A 16,811-nucleotide genomic window follows, 5' to 3' on the forward strand; every position below is an offset into this window, starting at 1 on the left:
TCCCGTACGTATCCCAAGGAGCTGAGCATGCTGGAAACCTTGCGTCCGGATCCCACCTTCCACCCGTCTCCGCGCCTCGCGATGGAGGCCGAAGCGGAACACCTTGCCTACACCGCGCTACTGTCACCGGACAGGTCGCGACCCGACGCACTCGCGGTCGTGGATGTGGACCCGAAATCGAGCACCTACGGCACTGTCCTGTATCGCCTGGACATGCCCAACTGCGGCGACGAGTTTCACCACTTCGGCTGGAATGCCTGCAGCTCGGCGCTGTCGCCGCTGTCGGGCCATGCCTTCCTGCAGCGCCGCTACCTGATCATCCCGGGCATCCGCTCGTCGCGCATCTACATCGTCGACACCCGGCCCGACCCGGCCAGACCCACGCTGGTCAAGACCATCGAACCCGAGGAAGTGCTGCGCAAGACCGGCTACTCGCGCCCGCACACCGTGCACTGCGGTCCCGAGGGCATCTACATCAGCACCCTGGGGGGCGGTGGCAAGGACGGCACCGACGGCCCGCCGGGCGTGTTCATCATGGATTGCGAGACCTTCGAGATCCGCGGGCGATGGGAGATCGACCGCGGGCCGCAGAAGCTGCACTACGACTTCTGGTGGAATCTGCCGCGCGACTACATGGTGAGCAGCGAATGGGGCCTGCCGCCGCAGTTCGAGAACGGCATCGTCGCCGAAGACCTGTTGAGCAACCGCTATGGCCACGCCGTGCATTTCTGGAACCTGCGTGAGCGCAAGCACGTGCAGACCCTCGATCTGGGCGCGAACCACCAGATGGCGCTGGAGATCCGCCCCGCGCACGACCCGACGCGCGAATACGGCTTTCTCGGCGTCGTCGTCGATACGACCAATCTCGAAGGTTCGATCTGGACCTGGTACCGCGAGAACGGCAAGTTCCACATCAGCAAGACCGCCACCATCCCGGCCGAGCCGGCCGATGCGGCCCAGCTGCCGCCATTGCTCAAGGGTTTCGGCGCCGTGCCGCCGCTGATCAGCGACATCGATCTGTCGCTCGACGACCGCTTCCTGTACGTCGCCTGCTGGGGCACCGGCGAGTTGCGCCAGTACGACGTCACCGACCCGATGAAGCCGACGCTTGCCGGCAGCGTGCATATCGGCGGCATTGCCCGCCGTGCCGCGCACGCGAACGGCCGTCCGTTCGGCGGCGGTCCGCAGATGACCGAGGTCAGCCGCGACGGCAGGCGCGTGTACTTCACCAATTCGCTGTACAGCACCTGGGACACCCAGTTCTATCCCGACGGCGTGCCCGGTGTGCAAGTGATGTGCAACGTCGGTGCCAACGGCGGCATCACCCTCGATCCGGCGTTCCATGTGGACTTCGGGCCGGACTACGGCGCGCACCAGATCCGCCTGCAGGGCGGAGACTGTTCGACCGATTCGTTCTGCTATCCGTCCGCTTGAGCGCGAACGCGGCGCTCTGGCTTTCGGTGATTGCGGTCGGCGTCTATCACGGCCTCAACCCGGCGATGGGCTGGCCGCTCGCGGTGGCCAATGGCATGACGGCGCGCCGTGCGGGCGCTGTGGTGTCCACCATGCTGCCGCTGGCCGCCGGCCACTTCCTCGCGATGGCGGTGGTGCTGCTGCCGTTCAGCTGGCTCGGCGGCTACGCCGAGTGGAGCCGCGCGATCCGCATCGGCGCAGGGGGGCTGGTGCTCGTATTCGGTCTGTACAAGCTGATCTGGCGCCGCCATCCGCGCGCGCTGGCGCGGATCCGTCCGACCCAGCTGGCGTGGTGGTCCTTCCTGATGGCCACCGCACACGGCGCGGGCTTGATGTTGTTGCCATTCATGCTCGGTCTGTGCGCCACCACCCCGGCCGTCGGCGAGGCCGGCGCTGTCACCCCGCTGCCCGAGCTCGGTCATGCGGTGATGATGAGCGCCCTGGCGCGCGCCAACCTCGCCACTGCCACTGCAGTGGCTGGCGCGCACACGCTGGCGATGCTGGTCGCCGGCCTGGCCATGGCCTGGATCGTGTACCGCTACCTCGGACTACGCTTCCTGCGTAGTGCCTGGCTCGATCTCGACGCCGTGTGGGGGGTGAGCCTGGTGGTCGCCGGCGCTGCGGGTGCAGGCATGGCCTGGTGACAGACGGGCTCGCATGCTCGCATCCGGCGTCGGCGCCTCCGCTCCGCTGGCGTGCCGATCCGTCACCGGGTGAGGGGGCGTGGCAGAAGGCGGCCGAGGCCGGGGCGTGGGGATGGCGGCGCGATGGCAGACGATGCGATGGCGAAATTCTGCTGGTATAACATGGAGGCCGGGTCAAACAGATCTGATGAGGAAGCCCATGAAGCACGTCCGTGCGTTCCAGTCGCAGGCTGCACCCGGGAGCGGGGCTGCGGTCCCCGAGCGGCGATGACCGGCGATCCGCCTGCGCCCCTTCGTGTCCGGCCATGGCTCGTTCTGGTCGCCGCGGTGGCGATCGGCGCCCTGGTCCTGATCGCCGGCCTGTCACTGGGCATGCAAAGCTATTCGCTGCGCGATGACCGTGCGGAAAAGACGCGCCATCAGGTCGAGATCGCCTACGGCGCGGTGGCGCGGTTCCACGAGCTGGAGCAGAGCGGGGCGCTGTCCCGGGTCCAGGCGCAGGACGCAGCCATCGACACCCTCAGGCACATGCGTTGGGGCGAGCAGGAGTATTTCTGGATCAACGACCTGCACCCGCGCATGGTCATGCATCCCACCCAGCCGGAACTGGTCGGTCAGGATCTCGGCGGCATCACCGACGCGACCGGCAAACCGCTGTTCGTCGAAATGCGCGATCTGGTCCGGCGCGCGGGGGCCGGCCACGTCCGATACTGGTGGCCGAAGCCGGGACAGGCCGAGGCCGAGCCCAAGGCATCCTATGTAAAGGGCTTTGCGCCCTGGGGCTGGGTGATCGGCACCGGCGAGTACGTGGACGACATCGACCGTGCCTTCTGGCGCCTGGCTGCCGGGCAGACTGCCATCATCGGACTCACGGTGGTGGCGCTGGGCGGCCTCTTGCTGTGGCTGCTCCACCGGGTGGAATCGGCGCTGACCCGCTACGCCACGACCCTGGCCAGCTCCAATACCGCTCTGCGCCAGGCTGGCGCCGTGTATCAGCACACCCAGGAAGGGATCATGATCAGCGACTCCGAACAGCGCGTGGTGGCGGTCAACCCCGCGTTCACCGAGATCACCGGCTACGGCGGCGAGGAATTGCTCGGCCATGCGGTCGCGGAACTGCGCGCCGAGCGCAATTCCGCGGATTTCGTGGACCGGATGGCCGTGGCGATCGAACGGGACGGGCACTGGCGGGGCGAAATCTGGAGCCGGCGCAAGAATGGCGAGGACTACCCCGCGTGGGCCAGCGTCAGCGCCATCCGCGACGAGGCGGGGCGGGTGAGCCATTACGCCGAGGTGTTCGCCGACATTACCGCCTTCAAGGAGTCGGAGGCCAGGCTCGACCAACTGGCCCACCATGACCCGCTGACCGGGTTGCCCAACCGCCTGTTGCTGGATGCGCGCGCCAAGCATGCGCTCACCCGGGCGACCCGCCACGGATGGAAACTGGCGGTGCTGTTCCTCGACCTCGACCGCTTCAAGAACGTCAACGATACCCTCGGCCATCCCGCCGGCGACCTGCTCCTGCAACAGGTCTCCAGGCGCATCGTGGCCTGCGTGCGCGAGCAGGACACCGTCGCCCGGCTCGGCGGCGACGAATTCACCGTGCTGCTCGAGGAGGTGCACGAGATCGGCCATGTCGGCATGGTGGCGCGCAAGATCATCGGCGCGCTGTCGGAGAAGCTCGTCCTGTTCGGTCACGAGGTGTTCGTCACCGGCAGCGTCGGCATCAGCATCTATCCCGACGACGGTGCGGATGTCACCACCCTGTTCCGGAACGCCGACAGCGCCCTGTACCGGGCCAAGGAACAGGGGCGCGACAACTACCAGTTCTACACCGAGGAACTCACCACCCAGGCCGAGGCGCGCCTGGAAGTGGAAAACGACCTGCGCCAGGCCCTGGACGGGGCGCAATTCGAGCTCTATTACCAGCCCCAGGTCGATCTCCACAGCGGACGGATCAGGGGCATGGAGGCCCTGGTGCGCTGGAACCATCCGCGCCGGGGCCTGATCCTGCCGGCAGAGTTCATTCCGCTGGCCGAAGAGACCGGCATCATCATCCCCCTCGGGCTATGGGTGCTCACCACGGCCTGCGCCCAGGCCCGGACGTGGCTCGATGCCGGGCTGCCGATGGTGCCGGTCGCGGTCAACCTGTCGCCGCGCCAGTTCCGGCAAAAGGATCTGGCCCAGCAGGTCGCCGATACGCTGGCCCGCAGCGGCCTGCCCGCCTCCTACCTGGAGCTGGAGATCACCGAGGGGCTGGCCATGTACGACGTGGAGGAGAGCATTGCCGTGCTGCACCGGCTGAAAGCGCTGGGCGTGCAGATCGCCATCGACGACTTCGGCACCGGTTACTCCTCGCTCAGCTATCTCAAGCGGCTCCCGATCGACCGGATCAAGATCGACCTGTCCTTCGTGCAGAACATCACCACCGACCCGAACGACGCGGCCATTTCCGAAGCCATCATCACCATGTCCCACAGCCTGAGCCGCAAGGTGATCGCCGAGGGGGTGGAGACCGCGGCCCAGCGCGAATTCCTCACCGCCCGCAACTGCGACGAGATGCAGGGCTATCACTACAGCCGGCCCGCCGCGGCGCACGAGATGGAACGGATGCTGCGCGAACCGATGGCCACCGACTGGGGGGGGGGCGGACACGGCGCGCCCGGCCTTGCTGCTGCTGGACGACGACGCCAATGTCCTGCGCGCCCTGGCCCGCGTGTTCAAGCGCGACGGCTACCGTCTGCTGCTCGCCGAAAGCACCCGCGAGGCCTTCGACCTGCTCGCCTGCAACGCCGTCGGCGTCATCGTTTCCGATCAGCGCATGCCCGACATGGACGGCGTGGAGTTCCTGCGCCGGGCCAAATCCCTCTACCCGGACACCTTGCGCATCCTTCTCACCGGCCACCCCGATCCGCAAACCATGGCGGATGCCATCAACGCCGGGGCGGTGTACAAATTTGTCGCCAAGCCCTGGAATGAGGACCAATTGCGCGAATGTGTCGCCGCCGCCTTCCGTCTCGGGCGCATGCAGATTCACGCCTGACGTCCCGCGCCGCGCACCGCTTCGTTTGCGGGGATCCGGCTGCCCGGATGTGCCGCGGGTTCGGGCAAGGTCCCGGCGGGCGCTCGACGGGCGCATCGGCGTGATCGCGTCGGCGTTTCGGGCGCGTGGCAGGAACCCGCAGCCGTTCATGGCCCTCAAAGCTCTGTGAATCCCAGGTGCCGTATCGGGGAGATCCACTTGGTCGTTCCCGTAATCAAGGGTTTGATCAGCACCCGGTCGTGAAGGGGGCGCTTTTGATCGCTGCCATCCAGGATGTGCCGGTTTCCTTGCCCGCGTCCGTAGCCGGAACCTTCGCGCTGCGGGGACGGCTCACGCCGGAGGCGGGAGCGGTCGAGTCCACATCCGCCACGCCCGGCGTGATCGTGAGTCTGGGCGCGGAGCGAGTCGTCGCCCTCACGTATAACGCCGCCGGACAGATCGACCCGCAGGCGCAAGCGACGGCCACGCCCCCGGATGTGGCGGACGTCACCTTCCGCGCTTTGGTGGCCGCCGATACGGCGGCCACGGTGGCGGTGGCGACAGCGGATCTCACAGTCATCCCGACGACGGCCCGGATCAGCGCGATCGACGTGCTTGCGCCGTCCGCCACGCCGACGCCGAGCACCGATTTCACCGCCCTCGCCACTTCCTTCCTTCCCGGGGCGCCGGGCACCACCGATGTCGCGGTTCCCGAGCCCCGGCTCGCGGTGATCCCGAGCGCCGATTTCACCGACACGGCCCCCACCTTCATCCCGGGCGCGCCGGGTACGACCGACGTCGCGGTGGCCGAGCCAGAGGTCGCGGCACCACCGACTGCCGATTTCACCGACACCGCCGCTTCCTTCATTCCGGGGGCGGCCGGTACGAGCGATATCGACGTGCCCGCACCCGCAGTCGCCGCCGCTCCTCCGGCCGGTGCGGCGGATACCGTCACCGCGGCCGAGACGGGCACGACCACCGCACCGCCGGTGCCGATCGTCGTGCCCCCCGCGGACGCCATCGAGCCCGACACGGCCGCCATCGACGTCCCGAGCGCGCCGACCGCCGCCACCATCGTTCCGCCGCCGCCCGGCGCGCCGACCGCCACCGTGGCTGCGGATGAGGCCGAGCCCACGGTCACACCAGCCGCCCCCGATACGACCGCGGACGCGGCGCCCGACCTGGCACTCGCGGCGCTACTGACCGTGCCGAACACGGCGGCGCCCGCGGCCACGCCCGCGACGCCGGGTGCGAGCGCAGTCACCGCGCCGGCGACGCCGACCCTGGTCGATGCGGCCACCCAGGCCCATCGCAACATCGCGGGAAATCCGTTCTACGCCGGCCTTGCCGCCACGATGTACGTCAATGCGCTGATCTTCCGCTTGCAGCAGTCCTCGGCCGCCGAGCTGCCGCACCCCAATGACAGCGCCCAGCCGGTGGGCGGGATTCGCGCGGTTGCGGCCGTTTCCTTCGACCGCAATGGCCCCGCCGATGAAGAGCGTGAAGGCGCCAGTCTGGAGCGGCGAACGATCGCCTCCGGCATTTATCGCCGCGCGGGCCCCGGCGCGCTCGAAGGCTAGCATCCGCGCTGGCGCATCCCCCGCGCCGACGCTAAGCTGGCGCCCCTCGCCAGCCTCCCGCGCACGATGAACCATCGCTCGGTCCTGCGCATTGCCGTGCCGGTGATGCTGTCCAACGTGTCCACGCCGCTGATCGGCGTGGTCGACACCACCATCGTCGGGCGCATCCCCGACCCGGCCTATATCGGTGCGGTGGCGCTCGGCGCGCTGGTCTTCACCTTCGTGTTCTGGGCCTTCGGCTTTCTGCGCATGGGTACCACCGGCCTTACTGCGCAGGCGCTCGGTGCCGGTGACGGCGAGGAACTGGTGGCCGGCCTGGGGCGGGCGCTGCTGATCGCCGCCGCCGTCGGCAGCGTGCTGATCGCGCTGCAATGGCCGATCCGCGAGATCGCCTTCGGCCTGATCGAGGGCAGCGCGCGGGTCGAGGCCCTGGCGCGCGGCTATTTCGACATCCGCATCTGGGCCGCGCCGGCCACCCTCGCCAACTATGCCCTGCTGGGGTGGTTCATCGGGCTGGGGCGTACCGACATCGGTCTGGTGCTGCAGCTGGTGCTCAACCTCGCCAACATCGCGCTCGACGCCTACTTCGTGCTCGGGCTGGGGCTCGACGTGCGCGGCGTGGCGCTCGGCACCGTGCTCGCCGAATATCTCGCCGCCCTGGTCGGGCTCGGCGTCGCGATCGGCTACATGCGTCGCCACGGTGCCCGCCTCAGCCTTGCCCGCCTGCTGCTGACCGAGCGCTTGCGGCGCACGCTGGCGGTCAATCGCGACATCATGATCCGCTCGCTGGCGCTGATCTTCGTCTTCGTCTGGTTCATGGCCCAGGGCGCCCGCCACGGCGACGTCACCCTGGCCGCCAACGCGGTGCTGATGCAGTTCGTCTCGGTCAGCGCGTATTTCCTCGACGGCCTCGCCTTCGCCGCCGAGGCATTGGTCGGGCGTGCCGTGGGCGCCCGCAATCGGGCGGACTTCCGCTCCGCCGTCGGTCTCACCACGGTCTGGGCGGTCGGGATTGCGCTGCTGATCAGCGTCGCCTTCTTCCTCGTCGGGCCATGGGTGGTGGACGCCCTCACCACCGACCTCGCCACCCGAAGCGCCGCCCGCGACTACCTGCCTTGGGCCGCGCTCGCGCCGCTGGCCGGGGTCTGGGCGTTCCAGCTCGACGGCATCTTCATCGGTGCCACCCGCAGCGTGGAGATGCGCACCGCCATGCTGGTGTCGCTCGCCGTGTTTATCGCCGCCTGGTGGCTGCTGCAGCCGTGGGGCAACCACGGCCTGTGGGCCGCGCTGTACGTCAACTACCTGGCGCGCACGCTGTCGCTCGGCTGCTACTACCCGGCGCTGGCGCGGTTGCCGCAGGGCCGTTGAGCCGGCGGGAGCGCGGCCGGGCGAAGGATCAGATCATCCGCACCTGGTCCGCCCTGGCGGTGAAGGCGAGCCGGTCCGCCCGGTCGAAGACCCCGGTCGGGATCTCGTACACGAACTGGTTCTCGAACCAGTAACGGGCGTAGGGCAGGAATACGCTGCCCGGCGCCAGTTCCAGCAGCGTGTCCGGGCCGGCAAGCAGGGTGGCCGCAAACCCGCTGTTGGCCTCGAGCGGCACGTTGTCGTCGCCGAAGGCTTCGAACTGGACGAAGATCTTCGCCGACTCGATCCCGCCTTCATGGGTCTTGACCCCGGTCACGCGGATGTTCTGGAAGCGGCGGCCGACCTTGCCGTCGTCCACCAACTGGATGAACTCATTCAGCTTCCCTTTCCTGATCGCAGTGCTGTCCAGCACGGGCACGCCGAGCTGGGTCACGCTCGAGCCGATGGGTTTGGCTGCCTTCAAATCAATCAACGTAGTGTTCTCGACCAACGCGGGCACGATGCTCTCCATGGTGGGTTTACGACAAAAAAACGCGACAAAGGCGACGTTTTGCGCCTTGCACGAAGCCGATAAGCAGATTCGATGCCAAACGGGGGCGATGCGGCCGGATGCCATCGCCTCCGAATTGCGCGTGAATCTGCGCCCGCGCGATTCGGGGTAAGCTCGCGCTCAGCCGCCCGCCACGTCCTGCCCATGTCTCTTTCCATCCTCGACATCCTCGCCGAACAGCGCATTGCCGAAGCCCTGCGGCGCGGCGAGTTCGACAACCTGCCCGGCGCGGGGCGGCCGCTGGTGTTCGACGACGACGCGCTGCTCTCGCCCGAGCTGCGGATGGCCAACCGTATCCTCAAGAATGCCGGGGTCACCCCGCCTGAGATCGGCCTGCGCCGCGAGATCGCCGCCTTGCGCCGCCGGCTCGAAACCCTCGACGGTGAGGACCGCGCACGTGCGCGGCGCGAACTCGGTCTGTTGATCCTGCGCCTGGGCGAGATGTGGCGGGGGGGCTGACGAAGCACGGGGCCGAATCCATTGCTCCGTCATCGTTCCGCCCCGAAAGCCGTTACAGTACGGACCCGCACGTTTCACCTTGAACCCCGATGAAAAAGAACCTCTGGTTGCTGGCCGTCGCGCAGGGCCTGTTTCTGACCAACAACGTGGTCTTCATTGCCATCAACGGGCTGGTCGGCCTGCGCCTTGCGCCGGCGAGCTGGATGGCGACGCTGCCGGTGATGGGCTATGTGGTCGGCGGGGCGCTGTCGACCGGACTGGTGGCGCGCAGCCAGCAGCGCTGGGGGCGCAAGACATCGTTTCAGCTCGGTCTGGTGGTGGCCTTCCTGACCGCGCTGCTATGCGCGTTCGCGCTGTCGATCGGGAGCTTCTGGCTGCTGGTGGCGGGGACCGTGATCGCAGGCTATTACAGCGCCAACGGGCAGCTCTACCGCTTTGCCGCCGGTGAACTGGCGCCGCCGGCGTTCCGCGAGAAGGCGGTGTCGCTGGTGCTCGCCGGCGGGCTGATCGGTGCGGTGGTCGGCCCCAACCTCGCCAACCACACCCGCGATACGCTGAGCGCGCCCTTCCTCGGCTCCTATCTCGCGCTGGCGGTGGTGGCGCTGATCGCGATGGCGGTCATGGCCGCGATCCGTTTTCCGGCCGAGGCGACCCGGGGCGGGGCGGCCGGCAGTGGCCGCGCGCTCGGCGAAATCGTGCGCCAGCCGGTGTTCATCGTCGCCGCGCTCGGTGCGGCGCTCGGCTACGGGGTCATGAACTTGCTGATGGCGGCGACGCCGCTGGCGATGGACATCTGCGGGATGCCGTTCTCCGATGCGGTGCTGGTGCTCGAGTGGCACGTGATCGGCATGTTCGCGCCGGGCTTCTTCACCGGCCATCTGATCAAGCGCTTCGGGGTGTTGAACATCATGGGCGTGGGCGTGCTGCTCAATGCGGCCTGCATCGCGATCGCGCTCTCCGGGCAGGATCTGCACCAGTTCCTGATCGGCCTGTTCCTGCTCGGGGTGGGCTGGAACTTCCTGTTCACCGGCAGCACCACGCTGGCGATGGAGGCCTACCGCCCCGAGGAAAAGGACAAGGCCCAGGCGGCGATCAACCTCGCCGTGTTCGCCACCATGGCGCTGACCGCATTCGCCTCCGGCGCGCTGGTCACCACCCAGGGCTGGGCGCTGCTGAACCTGGGCTCGGTGGTGCCGGTGGCGCTCATCGGCGTGGCGCTGGTGTGGCTGGCGCTGAAGCAGCGGCGGGCGGCATAGTCGTCTTGCGATCCCGAAGGATCGGTCGGGCAGCAAACGGCAGGTCGGAGCCTAAGGCCGTTTGTAGCCCGCTTCGCGTTGGCTTCGGATCGCCAGCACGAACACCGTGTCGATTTCCGGAAGGTAGCGGTACAGGGCGACGTAACCGTGCGCACCGTGGCCGATGATCAGCTCGCGAAGTGCATTGCCCAACGGTCGCCCGACCTGGGGGCTCGATTCGAGCAGGCTGATGGCCTGGATGATCTCGTCGATCCGGGCTGCCGGATTCGTTGCCTGATGACTTTCCAGATGCTCCAGGATAAGGTCGAAATCCGTGCCGACGGCCGCCGCCAGTTCGATTCGCGCCATTGCGCACCGGCCTCAGTCGGCCAGCTTTCGCGCGACGGGGCGTGGCGGTGCTTCGCCGCGGAGTCGGCCTTTCAGGTAGGTCTGCATTTCATGCCACGGAATCGCCTGTCCCGTGGCGGCAATTTCGGCGTAGCGCTGCTCGGCGGTTTCGCGGAATTCGTTGCGACGTTCCGCGTCTTCGGTCTTCTCGGCGATGGCGTCGAGAATGAAGGCATGGGGGGTCAGGCCGGCGCGCTCGGCGGCGCTGGCCACACGCTGCTTGAGCTCTTCCGGCAGTCGGATCGTGGTGGTCGACATCAGGCCTCCTTGCTGCATCGGTGAGGGGGTGGTTTCAATGTAGCACAGCTGTGCTACACGAGCGGGGGCGAACGGTGCGATTCGCCGCCGACGCGTCGCGCACGTCGAATCCGCAAATCGATTCGCATCATGCACCGTCCTCCCGATGGTCGACTTACATCTCCCCGGCGGCTAGTCTGGGAGCACGGTCGCGGGCGGTCGGCGCTTGCGGGGGCGGTTGGCGTCGTGCGACATGAAGTACAAGGCGTTCATCTCATATCGGCATTCCGAGCTCAGTCGGGCTCATGCGCTGGGCCTCGAGGCGGCCTTGAAGCGTTATGCGAAGCCGCTGTTCCAGCCACCGATGCGCGTGTTCCGCGACGAGCAGATCCTGACCCCCGGGGACGACCTGCCGAAGACGCTCCGCGCGGCGCTCGAAGCGTCCGAATGGCTGTTGTTGCTGGCGGAGAAGGCGTCTGCGGCTTCGCCCTGGGTGGCCGAAGAATTGCGCATCTGGTGTCGCGATCTGGATCGCACGGAGCGCCTGGTGATCATCCATGTCGCCGACGAGATCGGCGTGGATGCCGCCGCGCAGCGCATCGACTGGGCGACGACCGATGCCCTGCCAGCGGCGCTCCAGCACCACCTCCCGGCGCTGCCGATCTATGCCGACTTTACCTGGGCCACGCGGGATGACGAGCGCGACCTCGGCAACAGCCGCTACCGATCGCTGATCAACGGGCTCGTGGCCCGGCTCCGCGGGGTGACGCCCGAGTCGATGATGGGGACCGAGGTGCTCACCCATCGGCGCAACGTCCGCCTGCGCAATGGCGGGATCACCGCCATCGTGATCTCCGCGATCGCGGCGCTGCTGTTCGGCGTGCTGGCGGTACAGCGCCAACGGGAGGCCGAGGATCGCAGCGCGTTCTCGCGCTCCCAGCGGCTGGCGGCGCAGTCGACCGTGGAGCTGCAATCCGGCCGCCTCGATCTGGCGCTGCTGCTCGCAGTCGAGGCCTTTCACCCGCTCGAGGCGATGCGCGAGCGCGGGCCGGAAGATGCTTTCGATGCGACCTCGGCGCTGTTCCAGGCCACCTACGCCAATCCGCGGCTGTGGACCTATCTGCTGCGCGAGGACGGGCTGGAACCTCTCGGTTTCAGCCGCGACGGTCGCCTCCTGACCCTGGTCGGCAAGGACCGGATCCATCTGTGGGACGCGGCAAGCCTGGCGCCCCGGCCGGCGCTCGCCGCCGGGCCCGACGAGCGCGATCGACCGATCGCCGGAATGCCGTCGCTGATGGCCTTCCTGGTCCAGGGCAGGGTGGTGGTGGTGGACGCCAACGGCCAGGAGATTCTCAAGGTGTTCAGCACCGGCCAGAAAGGGGCCCTAGACGGTCCCGCGCTCAGCCCCTCCGGGGCGACGATAGCGGTCGGTGCGGGTGACCAGTCGGTGTTCCTGTGGGATATGAGCACGCCGCGTTCGACCGCCAGGATCCTGCGCGGACACACGTCGAACGTGGTGAGCCTGGCGTTCAGTCCCGACGGTACGACCCTCGCCACCGGCAGTTGGGACGGCACCGTGCGGCTGTGGGATGCGCGCTCGGGGGAGGCGCGCGGCGTGCTGTCGAGCGGGCATCGCGGCCAGGTCGAAGACCTTGGATTCAGCGCGGATGGCGAGATGCTGGCGGTCGCGAGCGGATCAGCGGTGTTCCTGTGGAACCCGGGAACCCGGGAGCAGATCGGGCCGCCGCTGCCACACGACGGCAAAGTGTCCAGTCTCGCGATCCACCCCGACGGAACGCTGATCGCGGCCGCCGGGCCGGATTCGAGCCGGGTGCTGCTGTGGCGCCTGCCGTCCGCGGGCACAGCGCGCCGGCTCGAGGGGCACGCATCGGGCCTGAAGCAGGTGGCGTTCAGCCCGGACGGCGCGTCCCTCGTCGGTTTGTCGCACAGCGGCACGGTGATCGTCTGGCGCGGCGTCGAGCGTGCGCTGCCGGGCGAGGCTTTTGCAGCGCAGTTCGACGAGCCGCGCACGCTGGCGTTCGGGCCGGACGGCGAAATTGCCGTCGCCGACTGCGGCGCGCGTCCGGAACGCGGCCGCTGCGAGGGCGGCCGCATCTGGCGTCTGCGCCATGAGGCCGGCGCGGACGGGCAGGGGAGCCGGTTCGTCCGCCGCGGCGAGCCGCTTCGCGGGCACCCCGGGGCGATCGAGGCGCTCGCGTATTCGGCCGACGGCACGGAACTGGTGACGGTGAGTTGCGCCTCCTACGCCAGTGCCACCTGCAGCGGCGCCCTGGTGCTGCGCTGGGCGCGCAACGGCTCGGCCCCGGCGGGCGAGCAGCGGCTGGGCACCGATCTCGAACTCGGTCGGATGGCGTTCGACCCGGGCGGAAACGTCCTCGTCGGGGTCGTGACCGATCGGCGCGGGCCGGCCTGGTCCGGCGCTGCGAAGGACTATGAAGTATGGCGCTGGGACGTGCATCGCGGTGCATCGATCGGCGAGCCGTCGGCAGGCGGCGACCGCCTGTTGATCGACCTCGTCTTCGCTGCGGTCGCGCCTCGCCTGCTGGCCACGGGCAGTTTCGACGAGACGCGGATCTGGCGCCTCGATACCGGCGAGCGACTGCTCGAGGTCGAAGGCGGCAAGCCGGTGTTCGACGCTGCCGGCCGCAGCGTGGTCACGATCCGCAAGGGCGTGTTCGAGCAGAACCGCATCCTGGTCCACGATGTCGCCACCGGCGCCATCACCCAGGAGATCGTCACCCCTGCCACGGACACCGTCGTGTCCTCCGCACTGAGCCCCGACGGCAGGCTCCTCGCGCTGGGCGACGCCGAAGGGCGGGTCTCGCTGTGGCACCTGGGGCTGAGCCGGATGCTGGGCCCGCCCCTGCAACTCCATGCGAAGCGCGTCTGGCGGCTGGCGTTTGCCGACGAGGGGCGGGTGCTCTATTCGATCGGCGACGACGGCCGGGTGGTGGCGCTGGAGCTCGACCCCGCGCGCTCGATGACGCGCGCCTGCCGAACCGTGCGGCGCAACCTGAGCCATGCCGAGTGGGTCCAGTTCTTCGGCGACGAGGCATATCGGCTCAGTTGCCCCGATATGCCGGTGCATCCCGGCCTGCTCGATAGCGGCCGTCGGCTGGCCGCGGCCGGCGACGTGGACGGCGGCTCGGCACTCATGGCCCGGGCCGCCGCGCTGGGCGACGCCCGGGTGCGCGACGCGGCGGAGGAGGCGCGTACGCTGGCCATCCGCGGCTTTGTCGACCGCGCCGAGCAGGCGGCCCGCACCGGCCGGGTTGAACTGGCCGCTGGACTCTTCGAGCGGGCGCGGGTGCTCGATCCCGCGCTGGATTTCGAGCCGGCGACCCGCGCGGCGATGATCGCGGCTCCGCTGCAGGTCGAACGCGCCGACCGGCTGGCGCGTCTGCTCCGCACCGACGAGGCGCTCGCCGCCATCGACCGGGCGCTCGCGCTCGATGGGCAAGTCGCGGTGAGCGCCGACACCTGGTATCGGCTGTGCCGCGCCGGCATCGTCGGGGGCGTCGCCGCGCGCGTCGTCCAGGCGTGCGATCGTGCCGTCGAGCGTGCCGAAGGCAAGCAGAACTACTTCGCGGCACGGGCCGCGGCGCACGCGATGCGCGGCGATGCCGCTGCCGCCGTCGCCGATCTCGAGGCTTACCTCGCCTACGAGGCGCAGCCGATGCGCTTTCGCGGCGACCGCCGCGACCCGCCCGAAGTCGTCGAGCGCGTGCAAGGCCGACTGGATGCATTCCGGGCCGGTGCCTTGCAGTTGAGTGCGGAGGACATCACGAGCTTTGCGGCGGAAAGGCGATGAGGGCGATCGGGGCGATGAGTGGTCGACGCGTCGGCTTTGCGCCAGCCGCTTGCGTTGGCCGACGCTTCCCGAGCCGCCACCACCCTCATTCCCGGTCTGCGAAGAAACTGGCCTGGGAACGGCTCATGCCCAGGTCGCGCAGCGTCGCATCGTCCACCTCGCGCAATTCGCGACGTTGCCGCGCCCGCAGTCGCAAAGTCTGCAGCCGGGACGCGAGCCGACCGGACAGGGCGGCGATGGAACGACGCAACGCGAACCGATGTGACGCGCGAACGCTCAGGCTGTGGCTTGCGTGGGTCATCATGTTCTCCTCGATTCAGATTGGATTGCTGAAGCTTGGCTTCTGTGCGAAGCGCAATCCAATCGTTTTTCGGGATTCCCCTGTTCAGCAAATGTGATGGCGCCAGCCGTCCATCTGCGCTTTACTTGCAAGGAAGACGCAGCCAGTGGAGGCAACGCATGGAGCTTTATCACCTCAGAACCTTCGTCACGGTGGCGGAGGAGCAGCACCTGACGCGCGCCGCCGAGCGCCTGTTCACCAGCCAGCCCGCGATCAGCGCCCATATCAAGGCGCTGGAAGAAGAACTTCGCCTCACCCTGTTCGACCGCACGCCCAAGGGCATGCAGCTCACCCCGGCCGGCCAGCAGCTGTTCGAGCGCGCCCAGCGCACGCTCGCTCTCGCCGGCGACTTTCTCCAGTACGCGAAGGGAATGCAGAACGAGTTGCTCGGGAGCATCCGCATCGGACTCAACACGGATGCCGAATTCCTGCGCCTGGTCGAGCTGCAGGCCGGACTGAGCGCACACCACCCGCAACTCGGCATCGAGTTCCTGTCGGGCCGGACCGGCGACAACATTCCGGCCCTGCGGATCGGCCGGCTCGATGCGGCCTTCATCAGCGGCGACTGCGACGAGTCGCTGCTCGAATCCCACATCCTGCGCGAAGAGGAAATGGCCATCGCCGTGCCGCATGCGCTGCGCGACCAGATCGACGCGCCGGACATTCCGTCGCTCGCCCGCCTGCCGTGGGTCTACACTTCACCGAGCTGCGCTTACTATCAGCTCATGCAACCGCTGTTCGAAGCGCACGGCTGCACGCCGGTCAAGACCATGCTCGCCGATCAGGAAGACGCGATGAAGGCGATGGTCGCCGCCGGGGTCGGGTTGGGCATCATGCGCCGGACCGATGTCGAGGCCGCCGAACGGGCCGGGCAGATGCACGTGCTGCCGATGGAGCTGCCCACGCTCAGCCTGCGCTTCGCCTACCTGCGCAAGCGCGCGAACGATCCGCTGATCCGCGCGGTGTTGGCCGAACTGTCGGCGATCTGGGGCCTGGAGGACGTGGCCCAGCGCGCGGCGGTGTGAACGCCTGGTGGGGAACGTTCACGCCCGCCCGCTGCTCTCGCCCCGCGTCACCCCGCCCGCGATCATGTGCGCCACCCGCAGTGGCTCGGGCACCGCGCCATGCACGCGCGCAGCGGCCAGCAGCGCGGCGGTCTCCGCCAGGCCGATGCCGGCGCGCTGCACGAACAGCCCCTCCACCGCCTCCATCGGCCCCGCCGCCTCGATCAGGCGCCACTTTCGCGCCCCGCCGCGGACGTGCTCGAGCAGCGCGCGACGAATCGCGTCGAGGTCGGGCCGACGGCGCGACACCACGACCACCGGTACCCCGAGTGCGGTGTGCAATCCCGCGAGGTCGATCACGTTGAACCCGGCAAAGGTGATTCCCTGCAGCAGCACCGCATGGATCTGCGGGTAGAAGCGGCAGCCGCACACCATCTCGGCCACCACCCGGGTCGCATTGGCCCCGTCGCGGCGCAGCCTGCCCGCGAGCACCCCATCCAGCCGCGCCCCGGCGAACACCGCGCCGACCACCATCACGTCGCCGCGGTAAGCGCGATCGAAGGGCGCATCGTCGATGCCGATGAGGTGGGTCAGGCGTTTCGCTGTTCCGGGCATCAGGACTCCGCAGTCGTGAATCAGCCTTGCATCTTTGTGGACGA

14 protein-coding genes and 1 pseudogene are annotated in these 16,811 nt (G+C 68.7%); 10 read left to right on the top strand and 5 right to left on the bottom strand.

From position 1 onward, the window contains the following. Positions 1 to 27: 27 nt before the first annotated feature. The 6 genes and pseudogenes from AC3A35_RS13415 (at position 28) to AC3A35_RS13440 (ending at position 8,087) form a co-directional block, all read left to right on the top strand. Positions 28 to 1,434: a selenium-binding protein SBP56-related protein gene (locus AC3A35_RS13415; RefSeq protein WP_487436624.1), complete on the top strand. Its 1,407-nt coding sequence runs from the start codon at positions 28 to 30 to the stop codon at positions 1,432 to 1,434. After that, entirely contained in the window at positions 1,431 to 2,117 is a 687-nt protein-coding gene (locus tag AC3A35_RS13420; protein ID WP_487436625.1) for a hypothetical protein, read from the top strand. The genes AC3A35_RS13415 and AC3A35_RS13420 overlap by 4 nt, the downstream gene beginning before the upstream one ends. Before the next feature lie 372 nt (positions 2,118 to 2,489). Further along, a pseudogene (locus AC3A35_RS13425) lies at positions 2,490 to 4,691 on the top strand (EAL domain-containing protein); the annotation flags it as partial. 142 nt (positions 4,692 to 4,833) lie between these two features. After that, the gene (locus tag AC3A35_RS13430) at positions 4,834 to 5,160 is read left to right on the top strand and encodes a response regulator (RefSeq protein ID WP_487436626.1); all 327 of its coding nucleotides are present in this window, start codon (positions 4,834 to 4,836) and stop codon (positions 5,158 to 5,160) included. A gap of 254 nt (positions 5,161 to 5,414) precedes the next feature. Further along, positions 5,415 to 6,719, top strand: a complete 1,305-nt coding sequence (locus AC3A35_RS13435; protein WP_487436627.1) for a hypothetical protein — start codon at positions 5,415 to 5,417, stop codon at positions 6,717 to 6,719. Between the two features lie 66 nt (positions 6,720 to 6,785). Then, positions 6,786 to 8,087: an MATE family efflux transporter gene (locus AC3A35_RS13440; protein WP_487436628.1), complete on the top strand. Its 1,302-nt coding sequence runs from the start codon at positions 6,786 to 6,788 to the stop codon at positions 8,085 to 8,087. A gap of 28 nt (positions 8,088 to 8,115) precedes the next feature. Here AC3A35_RS13440 and AC3A35_RS13445 read toward each other — a convergent pair whose 3' ends face one another. After that, a complete protein-coding gene (locus tag AC3A35_RS13445) occupies positions 8,116 to 8,586 on the bottom strand; it encodes a hypothetical protein (protein ID WP_487436629.1) in 471 nt (156 codons plus the stop codon). A 195-nt stretch (positions 8,587 to 8,781) separates the two neighbouring features. Between AC3A35_RS13445 and AC3A35_RS13450 the strand changes: the two genes are divergently transcribed. Both AC3A35_RS13450 and AC3A35_RS13455 read left to right on the top strand, forming a co-directional pair. Then, positions 8,782 to 9,096, top strand: coding sequence for a DnaJ family domain-containing protein (locus AC3A35_RS13450; protein ID WP_487436630.1), 315 nt, complete (start codon positions 8,782 to 8,784; stop codon positions 9,094 to 9,096). 89 nt (positions 9,097 to 9,185) lie between these two features. Continuing rightward, positions 9,186 to 10,352, top strand: a complete 1,167-nt coding sequence (locus tag AC3A35_RS13455; protein WP_487436631.1) for an MFS transporter — start codon at positions 9,186 to 9,188, stop codon at positions 10,350 to 10,352. Between the two features lie 51 nt (positions 10,353 to 10,403). On the opposite strand, the gene AC3A35_RS13460 is transcribed toward AC3A35_RS13455, so the two are convergent. After that, a complete protein-coding gene (locus AC3A35_RS13460) occupies positions 10,404 to 10,700 on the bottom strand; it encodes a type II toxin-antitoxin system RelE/ParE family toxin (RefSeq protein WP_487436632.1) in 297 nt (98 codons plus the stop codon). Between the two features lie 12 nt (positions 10,701 to 10,712). Continuing rightward, a complete protein-coding gene (locus AC3A35_RS13465) occupies positions 10,713 to 10,997 on the bottom strand; it encodes a CopG family ribbon-helix-helix protein (protein ID WP_487436633.1) in 285 nt (94 codons plus the stop codon). 232 nt (positions 10,998 to 11,229) lie between these two features. Between AC3A35_RS13465 and AC3A35_RS13470 the strand changes: the two genes are divergently transcribed. After that, positions 11,230 to 14,808, top strand: coding sequence for a TIR domain-containing protein (locus AC3A35_RS13470; RefSeq protein ID WP_487436635.1), 3,579 nt, complete (start codon positions 11,230 to 11,232; stop codon positions 14,806 to 14,808). A gap of 85 nt (positions 14,809 to 14,893) precedes the next feature. On the opposite strand, the gene AC3A35_RS13475 is transcribed toward AC3A35_RS13470, so the two are convergent. Continuing rightward, entirely contained in the window at positions 14,894 to 15,112 is a 219-nt protein-coding gene (locus AC3A35_RS13475; RefSeq protein ID WP_487436636.1) for a YjiS-like domain-containing protein, read from the bottom strand. Between the two features lie 155 nt (positions 15,113 to 15,267). Here AC3A35_RS13475 and AC3A35_RS13480 point away from each other — a divergent pair, with 155 nt between their 5' ends. Next, the gene (locus tag AC3A35_RS13480) at positions 15,268 to 16,173 is read left to right on the top strand and encodes a LysR family transcriptional regulator (RefSeq protein WP_487436638.1); all 906 of its coding nucleotides are present in this window, start codon (positions 15,268 to 15,270) and stop codon (positions 16,171 to 16,173) included. 18 nt (positions 16,174 to 16,191) lie between these two features. Here AC3A35_RS13480 and AC3A35_RS13485 read toward each other — a convergent pair whose 3' ends face one another. After that, positions 16,192 to 16,767 (bottom strand): endonuclease dU, encoded by a 576-nt coding sequence (locus AC3A35_RS13485; RefSeq protein WP_487436639.1) that lies wholly within the window; start codon positions 16,765 to 16,767, stop codon positions 16,192 to 16,194. Positions 16,768 to 16,811: the final 44 nt, after the last annotated feature.

Source organism: Azoarcus sp. Soil_N_20, assembly GCF_057656155.1.

Coding starts and splice junctions, on each gene's coding strand:
- AC3A35_RS13415 (WP_487436624.1), top strand. CDS start 28: ATGCTGGAAACCTTGCGTCCGGATCCCACCTTCCACCCGTCTCCGCGC.
- AC3A35_RS13440 (WP_487436628.1), top strand. CDS start 6,786: ATGAACCATCGCTCGGTCCTGCGCATTGCCGTGCCGGTGATGCTGTCC.
- AC3A35_RS13450 (WP_487436630.1), top strand. CDS start 8,782: ATGTCTCTTTCCATCCTCGACATCCTCGCCGAACAGCGCATTGCCGAA.
- AC3A35_RS13455 (WP_487436631.1), top strand. CDS start 9,186: ATGAAAAAGAACCTCTGGTTGCTGGCCGTCGCGCAGGGCCTGTTTCTG.
- AC3A35_RS13460 (WP_487436632.1), bottom strand. CDS start 10,700: ATGGCGCGAATCGAACTGGCGGCGGCCGTCGGCACGGATTTCGACCTT.
- AC3A35_RS13465 (WP_487436633.1), bottom strand. CDS start 10,997: ATGTCGACCACCACGATCCGACTGCCGGAAGAGCTCAAGCAGCGTGTG.
- AC3A35_RS13470 (WP_487436635.1), top strand. CDS start 11,230: ATGAAGTACAAGGCGTTCATCTCATATCGGCATTCCGAGCTCAGTCGG.
- AC3A35_RS13475 (WP_487436636.1), bottom strand. CDS start 15,112: ATGATGACCCACGCAAGCCACAGCCTGAGCGTTCGCGCGTCACATCGG.
- AC3A35_RS13480 (WP_487436638.1), top strand. CDS start 15,268: ATGGAGCTTTATCACCTCAGAACCTTCGTCACGGTGGCGGAGGAGCAG.
- AC3A35_RS13485 (WP_487436639.1), bottom strand. CDS start 16,767: ATGCCCGGAACAGCGAAACGCCTGACCCACCTCATCGGCATCGACGAT.